Below are 18,483 nucleotides of genomic sequence, written 5' to 3'. Positions count from 1 at the left end.
CTGAACGAGCATTCAACGATTAACGATCCTCGTGCTCTATCCGCGAGCTATGCGAGCCGCTGCGTGAGTTGGCGCTGCAACCAGGAAGCGAGCGATTTACGTGATTTACGCTAGTTTTTGCTGGTGCAGAGAGGATCTTGATCTCCGACCACAATCGGCAAGCGCCAACTTTTCCACCGAGGCAAAGCCTGCGACCGCAGGATTTTCTCTGAAGAAATGCAGCACAGCTCGACGATGAAAGGGGCTCCTCATCACGGGTAACTGGCTTGTTTTCGCTGGTTTACAGCCTGTTTGTAGGCCTACCGAAGCAAACCAGAAAGGAATTGTGAAAAAGCGTGAGCTACCCCCTTTTCCGAAACCCAAGATGCGTTAAGATTTCGGGACGTACTGAGCAAAGACGTCAAGCAATGAATCGTTGATTCGATTCCGCCTGACGTGTCCTGCAACAGGCGGTTCACTGAGTTCGCCCCACTGGGAAGTCGAACTCGCAGAGTTGAACCGAAGACGAAGAAATAAAATCTTCTGACCCCTGTTGACCTGAATCTAAGATTCAGTAAGATACGTGACTCGCCGCTGAGGAACCTTGACTTCGGTCATTCAGCAGTGGTGGAGAAATCTGTTGTGAATCGTGGTCGGTTGCGACCTGCGGATTCGCAGCTTTGAAAGTTTGATCTTTGACAATTTGGTTGGTGACCTCTTCAAAATTCATTTGAGTTTCTGACTCGTTAGAGTCAAAGACGCAAAGAATTCATGACTCTTGTAGTCGCTGTTGTATAAGCAGCAGTTACATGAGGCTATGGAATTTTTGGCTATATCGCAACTTTGACCAAGTTGCAAAACCAGCTAAAACCACAGAAGATTGGCTATTAAAACTGGTGAAGTGTTGCAAATGAAAGTTTGCAATGCCATCCAGTAAGCAAATAAACAATTGAAGGGTTTGATCCTGGCTCAGAATGAACGTTGGCGGCGTGGATTAGGCATGCAAGTCGAACGGACCATGGTAGCAATATTATGGTTAGTGGCGCAAGGGAGAGTAATACGTAGGTATTTACCCTGGGGTCTGGGATAGCGGCGGGAAACTGCCGGTAATACCAGATGATATCTCCGGATCAAAGGTGTGATTCCGCCCTAGGAGAAGCCTGCGGTCTATCAGCTAGTTGGTAAGGTAACGGCTTACCAAGGCAAAGACGGATATGGGGCGTGAGAGCGTGCCCCCACTCACTGGGACTGAGACACTGCCCAGACACCTACGGGTGGCTGCAGTCGAGAATCTTCGGCAATGGGCGCAAGCCTGACCGAGCGACGCCGCGTGCGGGATGAAGGCCTTCGGGTTGTAAACCGCTGTCGAAGGGGAGGAAATTGTAGTGGGTTCACCCATTATATTGACCGATCCTTGGAGGAAGGGCCGGCTAATCTCGTGCCAGCAGCCGCGGTAATACGAGAGGCCCAAACGTTATTCGGATTTACTGGGCTTAAAGAGTTTGTAGGCGGTTCGACAAGTGAGGTGTGAAAGCCCTCGGCTCAACCGAGGAATTGCGCTTCAAACTGTCGGGCTCGAGGGAGATAGAGGTGAGCGGAACTGATGGTGGAGCGGTGAAATGCGTTGATATCATCAGGAACACCAGAGGCGAAGGCGGCTCACTGGGTCTCTTCTGACGCTGAGAAACGAAAGCTAGGGGAGCAAACGGGATTAGATACCCCGGTAGTCCTAGCCGTAAACGATGAGCACTGGACCGGAGCTCTGCACAGGGTTTCGGTCGTAGCGAAAGTGTTAAGTGCTCCGCCTGGGGAGTATGGTCGCAAGGCTGAAACTCAAAGGAATTGACGGGGGCTCACACAAGCGGTGGAGGATGTGGCTTAATTCGAGGCTACGCGAAGAACCTTATCCTAGTCTTGACATGCTTAAGAATCTTTCTGAAAGGAGAGAGTGCCCGCAAGGGAGCTTTTGCACAGGTGCTGCATGGCTGTCGTCAGCTCGTGTCGTGAGATGTCGGGTTAAGTCCCTTAACGAGCGAAACCCTTGTCCTTAGTTACCAGCGAGTAATGTCGGGGACTCTAAGGAGACTGCCGGTGTTAAACCGGAGGAAGGTGGGGATGACGTCAAGTCCTCATGGCCTTTATGACTAGGGCTGCACACGTCCTACAATGGCGCGCACAAAGCGATGCAAACTCGCGAGAGCCAGCAAATCGCAAAAATCGCGCCCCAGTTCGGATTGCAGGCTGAAACCCGCCTGCATGAAGCCGGAATCGCTAGTAATCGCGGGTCAGCATACCGCGGTGAATGTGTTCCTGAGCCTTGTACACACCGCCCGTCAAGCCACGAAAATGGGGGGCGCCCAAAAGTACTGTCGCAACCGCAAGGAGCAAGGTACCTAAGGCGAACTCCGTAATTGGGACTAAGTCGTAACAAGGTAGCCGTAGGGGAACCTGCGGCTGGATCACCTCCTTTCTAAGGAATATCCGTTATTCGTACTTACCGTCGAATAACACAAGTGCACATAGACTCATGTTGTGAGAGGTCAGTCAGAAACAGCTCGTTTGAGCCTATTTGACAATCCAACCAAATTGAATTGATAAACCCGCCCAGGTTAGCCAACCTGGGCGGGTTTTTTTATTTCTTGACCGCGACTTTCGTTGCGGAGATTCTCGCAGCGTTGCCAGGCGAACTTGAAGTTCAACTAGCGAAGAAGACTTATCCCCGGAGCGTTTCGCTCGTCACGGGTTGGCTCGCAAGTTTGGCCGGCAGCGTCAGAATAAATTTGCTGCCCACGCCGAGATTGCTTTCGACTCGGATCGAGCCGCCGTGCTCTTCCAGGATTTTTTGGCTGACCGGCAACCCCAGGCCGGTGCCGCGCGAACCCTTGCGCGATTCAAAAACCGAAAAAATCTTTTCGATGTCGTCCTGCGCGATTCCTTCGCCGTTGTCCTCGACCACGATGTCGGTCGTCTTTTCGGATTTTTGATAATTGATCCGCAGCGTCACCCGGGCTGCATCCCGCTTTTCGCAGGCGTCGATTGCATTCGTCACGATATTCAAAATGGCCCGATGCATTAAATCGGCATCGAACATCAGCAACGGCACATCAGCCGACGGGCTGAATTGCAGCGCGACCCCGGCCTCATGCGAGCGCGTGGTCATGAGCTCGACGACATCGGCGACCGTTTCGTTCAAATCGGCCCGTTGCAAATCGGGCTCGCGATCCTTGCTGTACGTGAGCATGTCCATCACCAGGGCAGAAATCCGCTCCTGATTCTTCTCCACAATCCGCCATCCGCGACGAACAACATCGTTTTCGCCGACTTTCAGCCCTTCTTCGATCAAATAACTGCCGCCGCGAATGCCCTGCAGGATATTTTTGATGTGATGCGAGAGCGTCGCGATGGTTTGCCCGACCGCGGCCAGGCGTTCGGCTTGCACCATCGCAGAATAATACGACGTATCTTCGACCGCCAATGCCGCCTGATGGCCGATGGCGACCATCAGTTTGAGGTGTTCTTCGTTAAAACGGTTCGATTTTTTAGTCAGGACCTGAGCCGGCGGCGTGTAGGTGTCTATATAAATGACGCCGACCGTTCCGTATCGTCCTTGCAGCGGAACGCAAATCGCTTCGCGCACGCCCGATTGCACGATACTTTGGGCCTGGTCCCACCGCTGATCTTCGCGGGCGTCGCTGGTGAGCACACCTTCTTTGTGCTCCATCACATAATCGAGAATCGTCCGGCTCACGCTCAGCCGCTCGTCACTTTTCGAACCAGTCCGATTTCGGCTGCTCGTGGGCGTCAATTCGCCCGTCTCTTGATCGACGATCATCACGCAGCCGCGATCGGCTTCGACCCATTCAAAAATGAGTTCCAAAATCCGCTGCAGCAGCTGATCAATATCGAGCGTGTGACTAACGGCGAGCGCCGTTCGATACATGATTTGCAAATTGCTGCGAGCCCGCGCAAGCCAAGGGCTATCGAGTGCCGACGGCGGCGAGAGGAGCATGCTCCCTTGCTCGCGGCCCATCGATTTCACAATCCGAGATTCGCTGTTCGCCCGAGCGGTGCCGACAATGTCGACGGGATTCGATAGCTGTTCGTGCGTACCCGATGCTGTTTCCGTAAATAGCAACAGCGAACGGCCGATGAGAATACGATCGCCAGTGCGCAGCTGATGCAGCGCGATCCGTTGATCGTTGACATAAGTTCCGTTGGAACTTTGCAGATCGACAACGTCGTAGCCGGCGTGCTTGCCATCGGCAGTTAGATGGTCGCGCACCTCGACATGCCGGCGCGAAACTTCGTTGTCCGCCAACTGGATGCGGTTCGACTCGTCCCGCCCCAAGGTTTGCGGATAACCCGGTTTCAACTCATATCGTTTGCCGCGATCGCGGCCTTGCATCACGAACAGCGTTGCCATAGCGAGCATTCTAAGGGAAGAGACAAACCGCCGACGAGAGGCGAATCGTCAGCAACTCGAAATCCCCTGAAAAAAGGCGATCGGCGTGGTACACTTAATCCAACTTTACGGTCTCTGGAATTTGCAACCTGGCCCTTCTCCGTAGGGGGCTCTGCTCGGGTGTTTCTTTCATGATTTGCGTCAGTATTGGCCGCGGCCGCCACCGCTACTTGATTGCCGAGCACAAACACCTGGCCGAGATTGGCGCAAAGCTTGTCGAGCTGCGGCTCGATTACGTCCAAAGCAAAGTCAATCTCAACCGCTTGCTGCCGGAACGGCCTTGCCCGGTTGTTATCACCTGCCGCCGCGAAGCCGATGGCGGCAAGTGGGCGCACAGCGAAGAGCAACGACAGATGTTGCTGCGACAAGCGATTGTCGCCGGCATTGAATATGTCGATCTCGAAGAAGACATCGCCAGCAAGATTCCGCGTTTCGGCAAAACAAAGCGGATTATCAGTTATCACAATTTTCGCGAAACGCCCGAAGATCTCGCCGGTCTGCATGCTCGACTCGCGGCCCTCGATGCCGATGTGGTGAAGATTGCCACGATGGTCAATCATCCCCACGACAACCTTCGCCTTCTGCGGCTCTGCCGCGATAGTAAGATCCCCACCGTGGCCATCGGCATGGGCGAAATCGGCACGCCGTCGCGCGTGCTCGCCAAGCGCTTCGGCGCTCCGTTCACCTATGCGACGTTTCATGCCGAGCGGGCGCTCGCGCCGGGGCAACTCAGCTTTCAGCAGATGAAAGAGATCTATCGCTACGAGCAGATCAATGCCGACACCGAGTTCTACGGCGTCGTGGCCGACCCCGTCGCGCAGAGCCTCAGCCCGCTCATTCACAACGCCGGCTTTGCTCATTTGAAATTGAATAAGGTCTATCTACCGTTCCGCGTCTCGAGCGATCAACTGCCGTCGTTCCTCGCCGATTGTGCCGAGCTGGGCGTGAAAGGTCTGAGCGTCACCATTCCGCACAAAGAGGAAATTCTCAAGCACATCAAGCAAGCCGATGAAGCGACGCAACGAATCGGCGCCTGCAACACGGTAGTCTTCAAGCCCGAAGGCGCGACCGGCTTCAATACCGACTATCGCGCTGCCATGGCCTGCATCGATCAAGCCTTCGGTGGTGACGAAAACAACCCAGCCCTCAACGGCAAAACGATGCTGGTCCTCGGCGCCGGCGGCGTGTCGCGAGCACTGGTCTATGGCCTCAAACGCCGCGCCGCCGATGTGGTGATCGCTTCGCGCACCGATGAAAAGGCCGAGCAACTTGCTGCGGCCTTTCAAGCTCGCAGCGTACCATGGGAAAACCGACACACCATTCGGCCGCTACTGGTCGTCAACGGCACGCCGGTGGGCATGCATCCGGTCGTCGACGAAACGCCCTTCGATACGCGGCACGTGACGCACGAAATGACCGTCTTCGATACGGTCTACAATCCGGAGCAAACGCTCCTCATCAAACAGGCCCGCGAAATCGGCAGTCATACTATCACCGGCATCGACATGTTCGTCGGCCAGGCCGCGCTGCAGTTCAAGCTGTTCACCGGTCAGCCCGCGCCCCTGGAATTGATGCGGCAAGTAGTCCGCCGCGCGATTAGCGCCGCGAAGACATAGGAAGGTCGGACGGATCCAATGGGAGTCAGCAGTAGTCAGCCGCGCATTCGTCTCGGCACGCGTTCGAGTCCTCTCGCACGCTGGCAAGCCGAATGGGTCTCCGCGCGACTCGCCGCGCTGGGCATCGCAGTCGAGATGATCCACATCACCACCCAGGGCGATGTAAAGACCGGTCCGCTCGGCCAGATCGGCGGACAAGGACTCTTCACCAAAGAAATCCAGCGCGCTCTACTCGACAATGAGATCGATCTCGCAGTTCACAGCCTGAAAGACTTGCCGACTGCTGAAGTGCCGGGACTGGCGATCGCCGCTGTGCCTGCTCGCGAAAGTGTGAACGATGTGCTCGTCGGGCCGTTTCGGCTGCTCGATGAATTGCCCGAAGGAGCTCGCATTGGCACCGGCAGTCTCCGCCGGCGGGCACAGCTTCTCAATCAACGCCCCGATCTGAAACTCCTCGAAATCCGCGGCAATGTCGATACGCGTTTGAAAAAACTCGACGCCGGCGACTACGACGCCATCGTCCTCGCGCAAGCGGGACTCTCGCGCCTCGGCCTCGCCGATCGCATTACTTACATCATTCCACCCCAAGTCATGCTCCCCGCCGTCGGCCAGGGCGCGCTCGGTTTGGAAACACGCGCCGACGACACCACGACCCGCCAACTGCTGCAGCCACTCAATCATCCCACTACGTTCGCTGCCATCACTGCCGAGCGCACGCTGCTGAACTCTCTTCGCGCGGGTTGCCTCGCGCCGGTCGGCGCTTGGGCGCGGCTCGAAAAGAACTTGCTGCAGATGGATGCCGTCGTGCTTCATCCCGATGGCACGGCCAAACTCACCGCCACGGGAACTGCCCCAGCCTCCGATGCCGCGCTCCTTGGCCAACGCGTCGCCGATGACCTGCTCAGCCGCGGCGCCACCGAGTTGATCACCGCCGCCCGTGGCAATGCTTGAGAACTTCGCGAGGCCAGCATGTCTCAATGGGCTGAGTTTCTCCGCAAATTAAATCCCACGGGCGATCATGAACTTGCCGCCCGCTGGAAAATGTCCGACGGGCAACTCATCGACCTCCGCATTCCTCCCGCCGAACAAATCGGCGAGGAAGAACTGCTCGACCGGCCAGACTTCCCTTACAAGCTCTATCACACCGTCGACATCGAATTCTCTGCCGGCGACTTCGACGCCATCGAACAAGCCGCCCGCACCAGCGGCTTGATCTACCGCCGCAAACCCGATCGCATCATCGTGCGCAGCCCTTACACCTGCTGACACACTCGATTCCTTCTAATCATCAATGTTAAACGGCTGACCATCGTCTCGGTCAAAGACACGCCACACGTTGACTGGGTCGATCTTGAGTTTGATGAACTGCACGTGGCCATCGCAAAACGCGGCGAGAAAACCGCCTGGAAACGGCCCCGCCAAACCCTTCATCGGATCTTTTTCTTCCGGCACAAATTCGTCGGGCTTGGTCCATTCGATCGCTCGCCCATCGCCCGCTTCGACAATGGCGACCGTGTTCGACGTGCCGTCGGTGACGGCGGCGAGCGTGATTCCACGACCCATGGCGTCGGGCTTGCCCAGCATGCCTTTCGGGCCGCCAACGGCCAGGTAAGTCGTCTTCCCCGGCGCAGCCGAGCTTCCCGGTGAGCGATAAACCTGCGGCATCTTGTCGAGCAACTTGATGTTGTGCGGGCTATCCCACGGCTCGTCAAGTTTGAACTGTTCGTAGAGCGGAAGCTGCTCGACGAATGGCAGGATGTGTACGCGCCAACTCAGCAGCGGCTTCTTGTCCTTGTCCTTGCTTACGCTATACGCCGGCGGCATGTGCAGAAACGTGTCGTGATAATTCAGCAACCCCAGCATCTGCTGCTTCAGGTTGTTCGACGATTGCATCCGCTGCGCCGCCGCCCGCGAAGCTTGCACGGCGGGCAACAGCAGTGCGACCGCGATCGGCCCCGAAGTGCCGACGTTCAGCGTCGGAAACGTTTGTCGCGACTCCGTTTCAATGCCGTCGGTCGCGCGCTTGGTGATCGACGTGCTCGGCCGCAAGTGGCGATGAATCGACCGCGACGACGGCAACGTGGCGAAGTCGAAGAATTGCGGTGTCGGTGGACCTTCGTCAAACGGGCTCCGGGCGTCGAGCATCATCGGCAAAAACATATTCAGATAGCCGTAGGTCGTTTCAAAAATCTTCGCCGAGTCCTGATGCGAGAGCGCGATCACGCGCGAATCACCTTGAAAGGCCGCAGCATATGCGGGCGTGTTGAACAGCCCGGTTTCGGTCGCCTTCGCCCCGAGCTGCGCTTTGATCGATTGCGGCGCGAGGGCGATGATCAAGCGATTGCCCGAGATCGACCAGGCCGGCCGAAACGGCATGCCGGGCACGGCTACGCTGCGAATCGCGTTGCCTTGGAACTGTGCGGTATCGATCCGTGGAGCAGCCCCTGGCGGACCATCGCTGAACATGCCCGTAACGCGCTCGACAAATTGATTCAGCTTGATCGGGTCTTTCACTTCGACGGTCGCAATCACGCCGAGCAAACCATCGGTGGGCGACATCGACAGGGTCCACGTTTCGCCCAGCGAAGCCAGCACATCTTCCTGCAATCGCATGCCGAAATTCTGCCGAAAGCCTTTCGCCATCTCTTCGAATTCTTCGCCGCCGTTCGGATCGAGTTGCGAAACCAGGTGCGCCGCAAAGCTGTAAACCTGTTGCGTGTTGAGCGTGAACGCCGTGGCAAACGTCGCATCCTTCGGCAAGAACGCCACCTGCTCGGCTTTGATCCCTGCCGTATCGATCAGCGCGAGGAGGCCCGTCGTATTGCCGTCGATCTTGAGCAAGCTGCGGCTGACCATGCCGTCCTTATCCAGCCCGGTGACCGACACCAATTCGCCAATCTGCTCGAGGCCGAGCGCCTTCGCTACCTTCTCGCCATCGGGACCAGCCAGTGGCAAAAAGGCCTGCGAGATCGCTTTGGTATTGAGGTAGGAAATGCTGGCGCGGCGCTCGACGGGCAAGCGCGTGCCGATCGCAGCCAGCCAGGCCGGCACTTGCTTCGCGCGGACGCGGTCCATCATGCCAGCGACCGAACCTTTGCCGAAACCAATCAGCACATACGGTCCTGCAGCGCCGATCGAAATCTCGGCTTCCACGGGCGAACCTTTGAGCGGCGCAAACTGCGCGACTTGCACCGCGCCGATCTTCACCATCTGTGGCGGATGGTCGGGGGACTTCATCATTTGAATGAGACCATCGGCGAGGAGCGGCGCTTCGGTCGCGCCGGCATCGAGCAACAGCCCACCTTCGAAGGCCAGCTTGCCGCCAGCCATTTCGATCTTCGTGGCGAAGACCGCCGCCGGCCGCGTGATAACTGTCTTCGTCCAGTTGGGAATCACCTTTGCCATCAGGTCGGCTTTGGGATCGCCGTTTTGCTGCGCGAAGTGCCGCACGGCCAAGCCAATGGTCTTCTCGAGCGACTTGCCGAATTCCTGAATCTCAGCTTCGGCAAAGAGCTGCTCCGTTTGATTGGCGCTCGACGCATCGGGCGTGGCCATGCCAGCCCAACTCGAGTACAGCACGCACTTCTCCGGCGCGACGTAATGCATGGCTGGATTCTCGGGCGCCGGCGGCACTCCCAGCGGCAGGCCGAAGCCTCCCAAGAACATCAGCATGATTGTGAGTTCAGCAGCCCCAAAGCCCATCATGATCTGGCCCTCTACATTCAATGGGTAAATAATCCGCCCCTTAAGGTAGCGGGTGAAACCGCCCCTGGCGACTAGTCTCCGGTTAGACCTAAATTCCGCTCCGACGAATCAGCCGCCGGGCGCTAGCCCCCGGCTCTACAGCTCATTCAAAGCCGGGGGCTAGCGCCCGGCGGCTAATGAGACCAGCCAAAATCGGAGTCATAACCGCGCCGCGTCAGCCAGACGTTTCACTAAGGGACGGCGGATAGGGCATGCCGAATTCTCGTTTCGAGGGTGGCGTCATTTGGCGAATGGTGACGATCGGCATGCCGGAATTTCGCGCCATGAATTCCGGCGAAGGGAATTGCCGGAACGGCGTTCCCTGGGCGGGCGTTTCTCGGGAGGGCGAGGCTCCTGCCGAGCCGTGGTCGAATGCCGGTTGATTTCCCTCCGCTCGAGTTGCTTCCGCTCGATCGCCGTTCCCGCTCGATGGATTGGTTCCACCGGCGGCGGCTGGTTCACCGGCGCGGCTCCGCGGGAGCGTCGCCCTCCCGGCGACTGCCCCTGTTATATATAACAGGTTATCACTTTTTTCTTTCGTCGTAACGCATTGTTGTTCAACACTTTTCGTCGATTCACTGCCGTTTTCGTATAACCTTTTATAACAGCCACTAACGGGTGGGTCGCAAACTTCTACACAGTCGTCGCTCAGGGAGGGCGAGGCTCCCGCCGAGCCGTGGTCGCAGGCCGATTGATATTCCTCCGCGCGATCATCGCTCGCCGTCGATGGATTGATTCCACCAGCGTCAGCCGGTTCGGCAGCAAGCTGCGCATTGCGCGCTGCCATCTCATTCCCCCACGCTCCCAGAATTCCTTCATCGCCGGGCGAGTCGAACATGCCGAGCATCGTGCGGCGTTTCACTTCGCGATTCACGGCTTCGTCTTTCAGCACCGGTTCCCACACGCGGCCTGCCGTCGAGGCATCGACCTCGCCGCGGCCATTGAAACCCTCGAACGCCGACAGCTCTTTCATCGCGATGATCACGCACTTCCACAGCCGAGCGTCGCCGTTTTGCGATTGCACTTCAGGGTCGGGAACCGACTCGCCCTTGACCATTTTCGTCTTGCGAATGGTCCGCGGTTTGCGCGACGCCTCCCACGCCGAGAGAGCTTCGTCGTACATTTTTTCGAGTCGCATCTTGTGAAGGCGCGCGGCGGCTCGCAGGCGATCGGCCCGCGGCAGTTCGGCAAAATCCTTCGCGACGGGCTGCGACAACCAAAGCTCGACGCGCGTGATAATTTTGCTCACCCGCGGCTGCGTGAGGCCGTACTTACTGCCGACCTCCGTCTGCGATCGGCCGTCGACACGCACCTCGTGAAAAATCCTCTTATCGCGCTCGCTGACATGCATCGGCTTGAGGATGTCCTTCTCCTTTTTTGGCTTCTTGCCGTCAGGTTTCTGCCCCTCGATTTTTTGATCCTCGGCCATGACTCTGCTCCTCGTTTGGGAAACTGAAAATCCACGACGCGACGTCCCACTAGAGGAGAGTAGTGGCTGGTTGTCCACTAGTTTCTTGACGATATTTTTCGCGTGCCACTGGCTCGTTGGCCAGTGCCGATCGGCGACGGGAGGTGGGTCAGCGAGCCAACGGGTAACCGCTCACGCTGTCGCTGCCTTTGGGAGGGCGAGGCTCCCGCCGAGCCGCGCCGGTCGAAAGCAGTCGCTGGCGGCCTTCGCAATTCCACCTCGGCGGCTCGGCAGGAGCCTGTCACGCGACACAAAGTTTTGCCGCGTTAATAGCGACATAAAGTTTTGCCGATCTAGCTAGCTTTCATGTTCACTTGTCTACGCCAGTGTTTTCATTTGCGACGCTGCGCCGGCCCTGGCACTTGGAGAGTGCGCACGGCGTGTGGAGTCCAGTCGGAGGCGTATATCGCTCGCAGTTGGTTGCCTGGTTCATCGGTCACCAGCCATTCCAAGCGATCGGGGTCGAAGCTCAGGTACACGTCGCGGCCGGCGTGTCGGGCGCCGATAAACAGCTTGCGGTGATACGGCCCGATCTTGCCCGACTGATCGACACGACGGGGCACGCAATAGGTGCTGAGATGCTCAAGCACGCGGTCCCAGTTCCAGTGACGTCGTTCCCAACCTGCCGTGTAGGTGCGCCCCGAATGCTTCAGCTCGGGGAACGCCACGACTCGCGGCTGCTTGTGAATTGCGGGATAAACTTCGCGTTGCAAGCGATCTTCATGCCGCAGTCGCGATTGAAACTGACGCACAGTTCGGCACTGCCGCGGTTCCGCCCAAGTATTCACCAGGCTCTGACTTCGTTCGATCACGCCGTTCTCCTGCGGTCGGCGCGGCGTGTTCCAGTGCATCTCAATACCCAAGCCGATGAGCCATAGCGCGAGCGCGGTGGGGAGATCGCTCCACGAACCCCACGGTGCGCCGTTGTCGACACGCATCACGTGCGGCCTTCCATATTCGCTAAAAACCTGCCGCAAACAGGCCTGCACGCGAACCACGGGAACCTGCGTGAAGTGACCGAGGGGAAAAAACAAACGACATTAGCACCGCGCCGCTGCACTCATCGGCCACGCGCAACCACGACACCGGCGCGCCGCTGGCCAGTCGCTTCTGCTCCGCAGCATCAATCTGCCAAACGTGGTGCGGCTGCTCTGCTCGCGTCACGCGCGTGCCCTGGCGACGACCACTCGGCGCAGGCCGCGTGGTCCGCAACCAGCGCTGCAATGTGCGCGTGCTGGGAAGTTGAGCCGCAACAAACCACCGCGTTAATTCAATTCGCAAACGCTCAGCGCCCCAGCGCCGATGCTGCTCACGCAATCGCAATGTTCGCCGCCGCACCACTTCCGCATCCTGCGAACGCTCTCTGCCGCACGCCTGATAATTGGCCGCCAACGCAGCCTCGCCCCGCGCCCGCAACCGCTGCAAAAAGCTCCTCACCGTCCGCTCGCACAACTCCAACTCCTGGGCGATGAGCGCCACCGACTGCCCATTCTTAGATCGTCGCCAAATCGCCCGCCGAACCGCCAAAGCCAAAGCACGAGGCATGATCGAATCTCCGCAGCAACGAATTCACCAGACGCCCGAGACGAACTCATGCTACCGAATCCCACAACCCGGCAAAACTTTATGTCGCGATTAACGGCAAAACTATGTGTCGCGATTAACGGCATAACTTTATGTCGCGTGACAGAGCCTCGCCCTCCCGTCGCTCTCACCGCGACAGCGCCGCTGGCGTGAAACGACCGTTAGTTCGCCAGATAACCTCTTGCCAAAACGGCCAGTGGCACCGGTGAGCCGAGCAACCGCCGTTCCCTCGCCACCTCAGCACTGGCTCTGGCCAGTGGCACACCACGCGGAGCGTGAGGGCTACACAGATAGCCGGGCAGGCAACTTTTCGGCGTGGCTGGCGAACTTTACAATGCTCCATTCTTCTTTTCCTCAGCCGAGAGTGTTGCCGTGAAGATTCTGGTCACTGAACAGCAGATTCAGGACTCTATTAATAAGGTTGCCGAGGACATTCGTGCGCGGGAGGCGGGCAAACCGCTGACCGTCATCGCGATCATGACCGGCAGCATCGTATTTCTGGCCGATCTGATGCGCAAGCTCGATCTGCCGATGCGCGTCGGCGTGGTGCAAACCAGCAGCTACAAAGGGGGCACCACCCGCGGCACACTGACGATCAACTCCGACATGATGCTCGACGTCGAAGGACGCGACGTATTGCTCGTCGACGATATTTTCGACACCGGCCATACGCTGGAAAAAGTCATCGAGATGATCGACGAGCTCCGGCCGAAGTCGATCAAGAGCGCGGTGCTGCTGCTGAAGCGTGGCCGGCAGGAAGTGACTATGCGGCCCGATTATGTGGGCTTTGAAATTCCCGACGAGTTCGTCGTAGGCTACGGTTTGGATTATCGTGACATGTATCGCAATCTTCCCTACCTGGCCGCGCTCGAAGAGAGCGACTTGGTCGATCACGCCTAGCATCGGCGCTGGTAGCCATGCTCGCCAGACGATCGTGGCTACGGCGAAACTGAATGTCCGGCACGCTGCCAAATCCCGCTCGCGCGGCGCGCGAATCTCTCTCGGCAGAGCCTGCAGAAAATGGGGCTGCCGAAACGGCGCCGCGGATCGCCATTGTCAGCCGTCGTTTGTGGCCGCTCGCCGGTGAAGCCGAACGCGATGTGCTGCGGCTCGCGACCGAACTGCAAGAGCAAGGTGCGCGGCCAACGCTGGTTACCGCGCGCTGGCAAAAAGAGTGGTCCGAGCGAACCACACTGCGCGGTATTCCCCTCACGCGTTTACCATGGCCGGCGACTCCTGGCTGGGGCATGCTTCGATACCTGTATTCGCTGTCGCGATTCTTGCGGCAGAATCAAACGCAGTTCGATGGCGTGGTGGTGCAAGGCCTGCGGGCCGAAGCTTATGCCGCGCTGATTTCGCTCGGCGCGAAGGGCCCGCCGATCGTTTTGCGCGCGACCGAAGCGGGCGATTACGGCGAAGTGGCCTGGCAACGGCAAGCCCGCTTCGGCGGACGGATTGCAGCGAAGTGTCAGCAGGCCGAGGCGATTGTCGCGGCTTCGTCGTTTGTAGCCGCTGAACTGCAAGCGGCGAATTATTCGGCTGACAAGCTCCACGTCTTTCCACCGCTTGCCAGCCAGGAACATTTGCCGCGGAGCGAAGAAGAGCGCGAATCGGCCCGCAAAGCGCTCGTGAATGTGAATCACGATTTGCATGTCGTGGGCGGGGCGCCGATCGCGGTTTGCATTTTGCCGCTGCAGCGCGACCGCGGCTTGGAAAACGTGGTGCGATCCTGGATTCCGATTCAGCAGCGCTGGCCGCATGCCCGGCTGTGGATTCTCGGCGACGGCCCCGATCGCGAGCCGCTGTTCAGACTGATCTGCGATCTTGATTTGCGATATCGAGTCGTCATTCCCGGCGCGTTCGACTATTGGGAAGATCTGCTCGCCGCCGCCGATATGCTCATCGCCCCCGCCCCGCAACCAAGCACGAGCACGGTGCTGCGCGAAGGCCTGGCCGCGGGCATGGCGGTGATCGCCAGCGATCAGCCGGAACATCGGCAACTGATCACACCCGAGAAAAACGGCTTGCTTTATGCGACGGCTGAGCGCGGTTCGCTGTCGCAGTGCATCTCGCGATTGATCGAGAACGAAGACCTGCGAAAGGGTCTAGGCGACGCGGCGAAAGCATCTTACGCGCGGCAAGAAACGAGCGAGTCGCACTGGCTGCGAACTTGGTTCGCAACCAGGCGACTCCGGAAGTGATCCACTGGATCTATCGAACTACCGGCCGAAGATGAAACCAAAGTTCGGCGTTTGGAAGTAAAAGCTGCTGTGTTGCGGCGGCCGTTGGACAGGGCGGAAGTTGGGTTGGCAGTAGTTGTTGTTGTTCCAGTTGCCACCATTGAAGCCGCCTCCGTTGTTGCCGTAGAAGTTGCGCTGGTTGTTGAACTGGCCGTTGTGGTGATGCTGATTGAACTGGTTGCCAAAGCCGTTGGCAGCTTGTGCGGGAGCAGCCGACAAGCCGCCGAGAGCGAGAGCAGCAACCAGGGCGACAGCAGAAGTGATGCGAGTGGTAGTGAAACGGAACATGGGGAATCTCCTCGAGCAGACAAGTGAAGGTGGGCGTGATCGCAACACCTTGTCGCGATCACGAAGGACCTTAAAAGCACGGGCTGTGCCAGAGGCAGAAAGTTTGCGCGGCGAGGAGCTGGCGGCTGTGAAAAACGCGATTTTTGCGGCGTTTTAAGCAAAAATGACCGCTGAGAGAGCGCCGGGAGACGCGTATTCAAATTGACAACACACCATCCCGAGATGAGAGTTATTTTGAGAACAACTCAGAGAAGAGGGTGTCGCGCAGCTCGGCCCCTCACCCCAGCCCTCTCCCCGGAGTACCGGGGCGAGGGAGTGGAAGGCGGAAGAGTAATTAGACTTCGCTGAGAATCTCTTCGAGCGCTACGGAGTGCTCTTCGCTGCTGCCGCTCGTTGCATCGGCTTCTTCGCCGGTCGAGGTGATGGGAGCGAGCAACAACCAGGTCAGCGGATTGCTGGCGACGCTGCTGACAGCAGCGGAAGTCGTGGCAGTTGCCGGCGAAGAGTTGCTGTTCGTTGCTTGATACGGCAGCAAGATGGAAGTCGTGCTCGATCCCGAGTTGCTGCTGACAGGCGCGGGCTGAGCTACCGCGGGAGGCGCGACCGATACTACTGCTGGTTCCGTTGCTTCGCCAGCGCTGTCTTCAAACGGGACGTATTCCAGGCCCGTGCCGCCGAGTGGATTCGCGTTCAGGTAGTTGATGATCGGAATCACATCGAAAGCCGTCAGCGTGCCGCTCGGGCTCACATCCAGATACGGCGGCGGCGCCGTCGTGCCATTGGGATCCGGCAACCGGTTGGTAATCGGATTCATGATCTGGGGATTGTTCAGCTCGTTGATGATCGCAATCGCGTCGAAGGCGGTCACAAACGTTCCCGTGGTATTGCCGGTCACGTTCAACGGATTCGAGGCATTGTGCCAGGGGAAATTGTTGGTGACCGTTTTGGCGACCATCAGATCGTAGGCGCCAGTGCCGTTGGCTTTCGACGTGACTTCGACGTAGATATTGCCCGCCGTCGCCACGGTGTAATTCAGCACCAACGAATTTGTGCTGGCCGTGGTCGTGCCGGTCTGGCCGATGCTGTTGTTGCCCAGCAACGTATTGTCGCTCGAGGCCAGCACCGTGGTGCCATCGGCGGCGAGAATGCGAATGACTGTATCGATCGGCGCACCATAGACGCCGGCAGCAAAAGTCTGCGCGGTGATCTTGTCGCCCACTGCAGCCGAAACCGTATACAGATCGGCCTGGCCGACATCCGAGATCGCAGCGCCGCGCACCACTCCCACCAGCTGGCTGGGGGTCGAGGAATTGACGAACGCCAGCAGTTGCGACGTCGCGGTCGTGCCGTGTTCAGCGGCTGCTTCGGCGACGGTGGCCAGGCTCGGTGTCGTCAGCCAGTGGCCAAACTGCAGCTTGGCCTTGGCGAGCGGCGAGAAGGTGAACGTCGGCGTGCCATTGAACACGCTCGTATCGAAACCGAGGGCCGGATCGCCCGACATGTAGTCGTTGAACTGCACGCCGCCGGTGTTCGCCGCGTTGGCAGTGGTGATCGAAGGATAGCCGTAGGCATCGGCGGCCTGCAGGCCCATGCCGCGGCCCACTTCGTTGGCGATGTAGAACGACATCACATTGGTCAGATAGCGCAGCTGATCGGCCCGGCTGAGGGTCGACAGATCGATGTTGTCGAAGTTCGGTTTGCCACCCGGATCATTGCGTGTGATCAGATCGACGAAGACATACCCCGTGCTCTGATCGCCGGCGTTAAGCCAATCGAAAGTTCCCTGGCCGATGCGGCTCGTGCGCGGGCCGTTCACGCCATCGGAATAGACACCGAGCTTGATGGCTTCGAAACGAGGATCGGCCGGCAGGGCTGCGGTGAAATTCACCGCCGTGCCTGCGAAGCTAGATTGCAGGTTGGCGAGGATGGCGGCTTTCACTTGCGAGAGTTCGCCGGGCGTGGAACCGACGTCGGGAGTGAGCGCCGCAATGCCGCGGGCCGTGGCCCATTCGCTGACGCGCGAGGTGAAGTCATCGTTCGGGGTGCCCGTGCTGCCGTAGCTTAGATACACCGTCACCGGCGGCGCGATCACCAGATTGCTGTAGTTGACCGTGAAGGTATCGGTGCCGCCATAGGTTCGTCCGGCCAGCGTCGAAATCTGCTGCTCGGTCAAGCGCGGAATGTTTTCGCCGTAAGCAACATTCAGCCCTTCGATAATCGCGTTGGCGACGTAAGCTTGATACACCGTGTGCGGCAAAATGCCGCCGGCGATGAAGAGATTCGAAGAGGCCGTGCCGCCCGAAACGTTGTACACATTGCCGCCGATGGTGCGCGACGCCACTGGCGCTGCCGCCGTGCCGAGCAACTGCGTTTGCAGCGCGGCGAGATCAACCACGGGCAAGTGCAGCTCGGCAGCTTTTGCCTTGATGCGGGTGTTGTAAGCGTCGATCACATCGCGAACACGCTGACGCCCGACAGGATCCGACATGGCGCTCCCGGCCGGAGTCATCGTCGGATCGGGAATGGTGGTGACGATGGTCTTCAGATTTTCTTTGGCCATGGAGCTGATCATCAGCTCCGTAAAGTTCATGATAAAGAAGCTGACTTCGAAGCTGTCTTTATTCCAAGTGCCGCTGGCGACGTTGTTGAAGGCCTCGCTGCCAGGCGCAAAGTCGGCGTTGCTGCTCATAAAGACGGCGTGGCTGACATTGCCGGCCGTATACTGATCGATGATGTTGAAATCCTGGATCTGATTCAACATGTCGCTGGCGGTCGCGCCGACTTCCGCCCAGTTGAACGCCGTTCCATTGGCGCCGCGGGTGTCGCTGGAGTAGTCGCCCGGTGCGCCGAGATTCACGCCGCGTTCGCTGCGCAGCAACTCCGCCCAGTTGCGGGCGTAGTTATAAGTCTCAGCCGCGTATTCGTCGCTCCACGAATCGCCGGCCACGCCCAACCCGGCAATGGCCATCGCCAGCCGGTTTTCCAGGCTTTCCAGCAGCATCTTCCGACGCTGCTGCGATGAAGGTTGCGAATTCCGCCGGCGGGAGAAGAAAGATTTAGGCATGAGGCGACCGTCCAGATAGTGGTTTTAGCCCTACTTTA

At 58.7% G+C, this 18,483-nt stretch carries 12 protein-coding genes and 1 rRNA gene; 6 read left to right on the top strand and 7 right to left on the bottom strand.

All coding sequences use genetic code 11. The features are described 5' to 3' along the window. The first annotated feature begins 925 nt into the window (after positions 1–925). Positions 926–2,449, top strand: a 16S ribosomal RNA gene (locus M9Q49_RS31955). 243 nt (positions 2,450–2,692) lie between these two features. On the opposite strand, the gene M9Q49_RS31950 is transcribed toward M9Q49_RS31955, so the two are convergent. After that, the gene (locus M9Q49_RS31950) at positions 2,693–4,402 is read right to left on the bottom strand and encodes an ATP-binding protein (RefSeq protein ID WP_254513378.1); all 1,710 of its coding nucleotides are present in this window, start codon (positions 4,400–4,402) and stop codon (positions 2,693–2,695) included. A 170-nt stretch (positions 4,403–4,572) separates the two neighbouring features. On the opposite strand from M9Q49_RS31950, the gene aroE reads away from it, so the two are divergent. Genes aroE through M9Q49_RS31935 form a run of 3 tightly spaced genes read left to right on the top strand, consistent with a single transcriptional unit; the run spans position 4,573 to position 7,323 of the window. Then, a complete protein-coding gene (gene aroE / locus M9Q49_RS31945; protein WP_254513377.1) occupies positions 4,573–6,057 on the top strand; it encodes a shikimate dehydrogenase in 1,485 nt (494 codons plus the stop codon). Between the two features lie 18 nt (positions 6,058–6,075). Further along, positions 6,076–7,008 carry a hydroxymethylbilane synthase gene (gene hemC / locus M9Q49_RS31940; RefSeq protein ID WP_254513376.1) on the top strand — a complete coding sequence of 311 codons (933 nt, stop codon included), beginning with the start codon at positions 6,076–6,078 and terminating at the stop codon, positions 7,006–7,008. An 18-nt stretch (positions 7,009–7,026) separates the two neighbouring features. Then, on the top strand, positions 7,027–7,323 hold the full coding sequence (locus M9Q49_RS31935) for a hypothetical protein (RefSeq protein WP_254513375.1): 297 nt from the start codon (positions 7,027–7,029) through the stop codon (positions 7,321–7,323). A 15-nt stretch (positions 7,324–7,338) separates the two neighbouring features. On the opposite strand, the gene M9Q49_RS31930 is transcribed toward M9Q49_RS31935, so the two are convergent. The 4 genes from M9Q49_RS31930 to M9Q49_RS31915 all read right to left on the bottom strand — a co-directional run bounded on the left by M9Q49_RS31930 (position 7,339) and on the right by M9Q49_RS31915 (position 12,814). Beyond that, complete coding sequence (locus tag M9Q49_RS31930; RefSeq protein ID WP_254513374.1) at positions 7,339–9,762, bottom strand: DUF1559 domain-containing protein; 2,424 nt, start codon at positions 9,760–9,762, stop codon at positions 7,339–7,341. Positions 9,763–9,976: 214 nt separating this feature from the next. Then, on the bottom strand, positions 9,977–11,230 hold the full coding sequence (locus tag M9Q49_RS31925) for a hypothetical protein (RefSeq protein WP_254513373.1): 1,254 nt from the start codon (positions 11,228–11,230) through the stop codon (positions 9,977–9,979). Between the two features lie 371 nt (positions 11,231–11,601). Beyond that, positions 11,602–12,210 (bottom strand): hypothetical protein, encoded by a 609-nt coding sequence (locus tag M9Q49_RS31920; protein ID WP_254507120.1) that lies wholly within the window; start codon positions 12,208–12,210, stop codon positions 11,602–11,604. Between the two features lie 19 nt (positions 12,211–12,229). Continuing rightward, positions 12,230–12,814, bottom strand: coding sequence for a helix-turn-helix domain-containing protein (locus tag M9Q49_RS31915; RefSeq protein ID WP_254507121.1), 585 nt, complete (start codon positions 12,812–12,814; stop codon positions 12,230–12,232). Between the two features lie 411 nt (positions 12,815–13,225). Here M9Q49_RS31915 and hpt point away from each other — a divergent pair, with 411 nt between their 5' ends. Together hpt and M9Q49_RS31905 are read left to right on the top strand one after the other, a co-directional pair. Then, complete coding sequence (gene hpt / locus M9Q49_RS31910) at positions 13,226–13,753, top strand: hypoxanthine phosphoribosyltransferase (protein WP_254513372.1); 528 nt, start codon at positions 13,226–13,228, stop codon at positions 13,751–13,753. Positions 13,754–13,806: 53 nt separating this feature from the next. Continuing rightward, on the top strand, positions 13,807–15,054 hold the full coding sequence (locus M9Q49_RS31905; RefSeq protein WP_254513371.1) for a glycosyltransferase family 4 protein: 1,248 nt from the start codon (positions 13,807–13,809) through the stop codon (positions 15,052–15,054). Between the two features lie 18 nt (positions 15,055–15,072). Here the strand turns inward: M9Q49_RS31905 and M9Q49_RS31900 are convergent, their stop codons facing one another. Then, positions 15,073–15,381 carry a hypothetical protein gene (locus M9Q49_RS31900; protein ID WP_254513370.1) on the bottom strand — a complete coding sequence of 103 codons (309 nt, stop codon included), beginning with the start codon at positions 15,379–15,381 and terminating at the stop codon, positions 15,073–15,075. Between the two features lie 334 nt (positions 15,382–15,715). Beyond that, positions 15,716–18,445, bottom strand: coding sequence for a dockerin type I domain-containing protein (locus M9Q49_RS31895; protein WP_254513369.1), 2,730 nt, complete (start codon positions 18,443–18,445; stop codon positions 15,716–15,718). Between the last annotated feature and the right edge of the window lie 38 nt (positions 18,446–18,483).

Source organism: Anatilimnocola floriformis (assembly GCF_024256385.1).
GTDB classification, from domain to species: domain Bacteria; phylum Planctomycetota; class Planctomycetia; order Pirellulales; family Pirellulaceae; genus Anatilimnocola; species Anatilimnocola floriformis.
The sequence above is the reverse complement of the archived record's forward strand: the minus strand, read 5'-3'. Positions and strand labels throughout refer to the sequence as shown.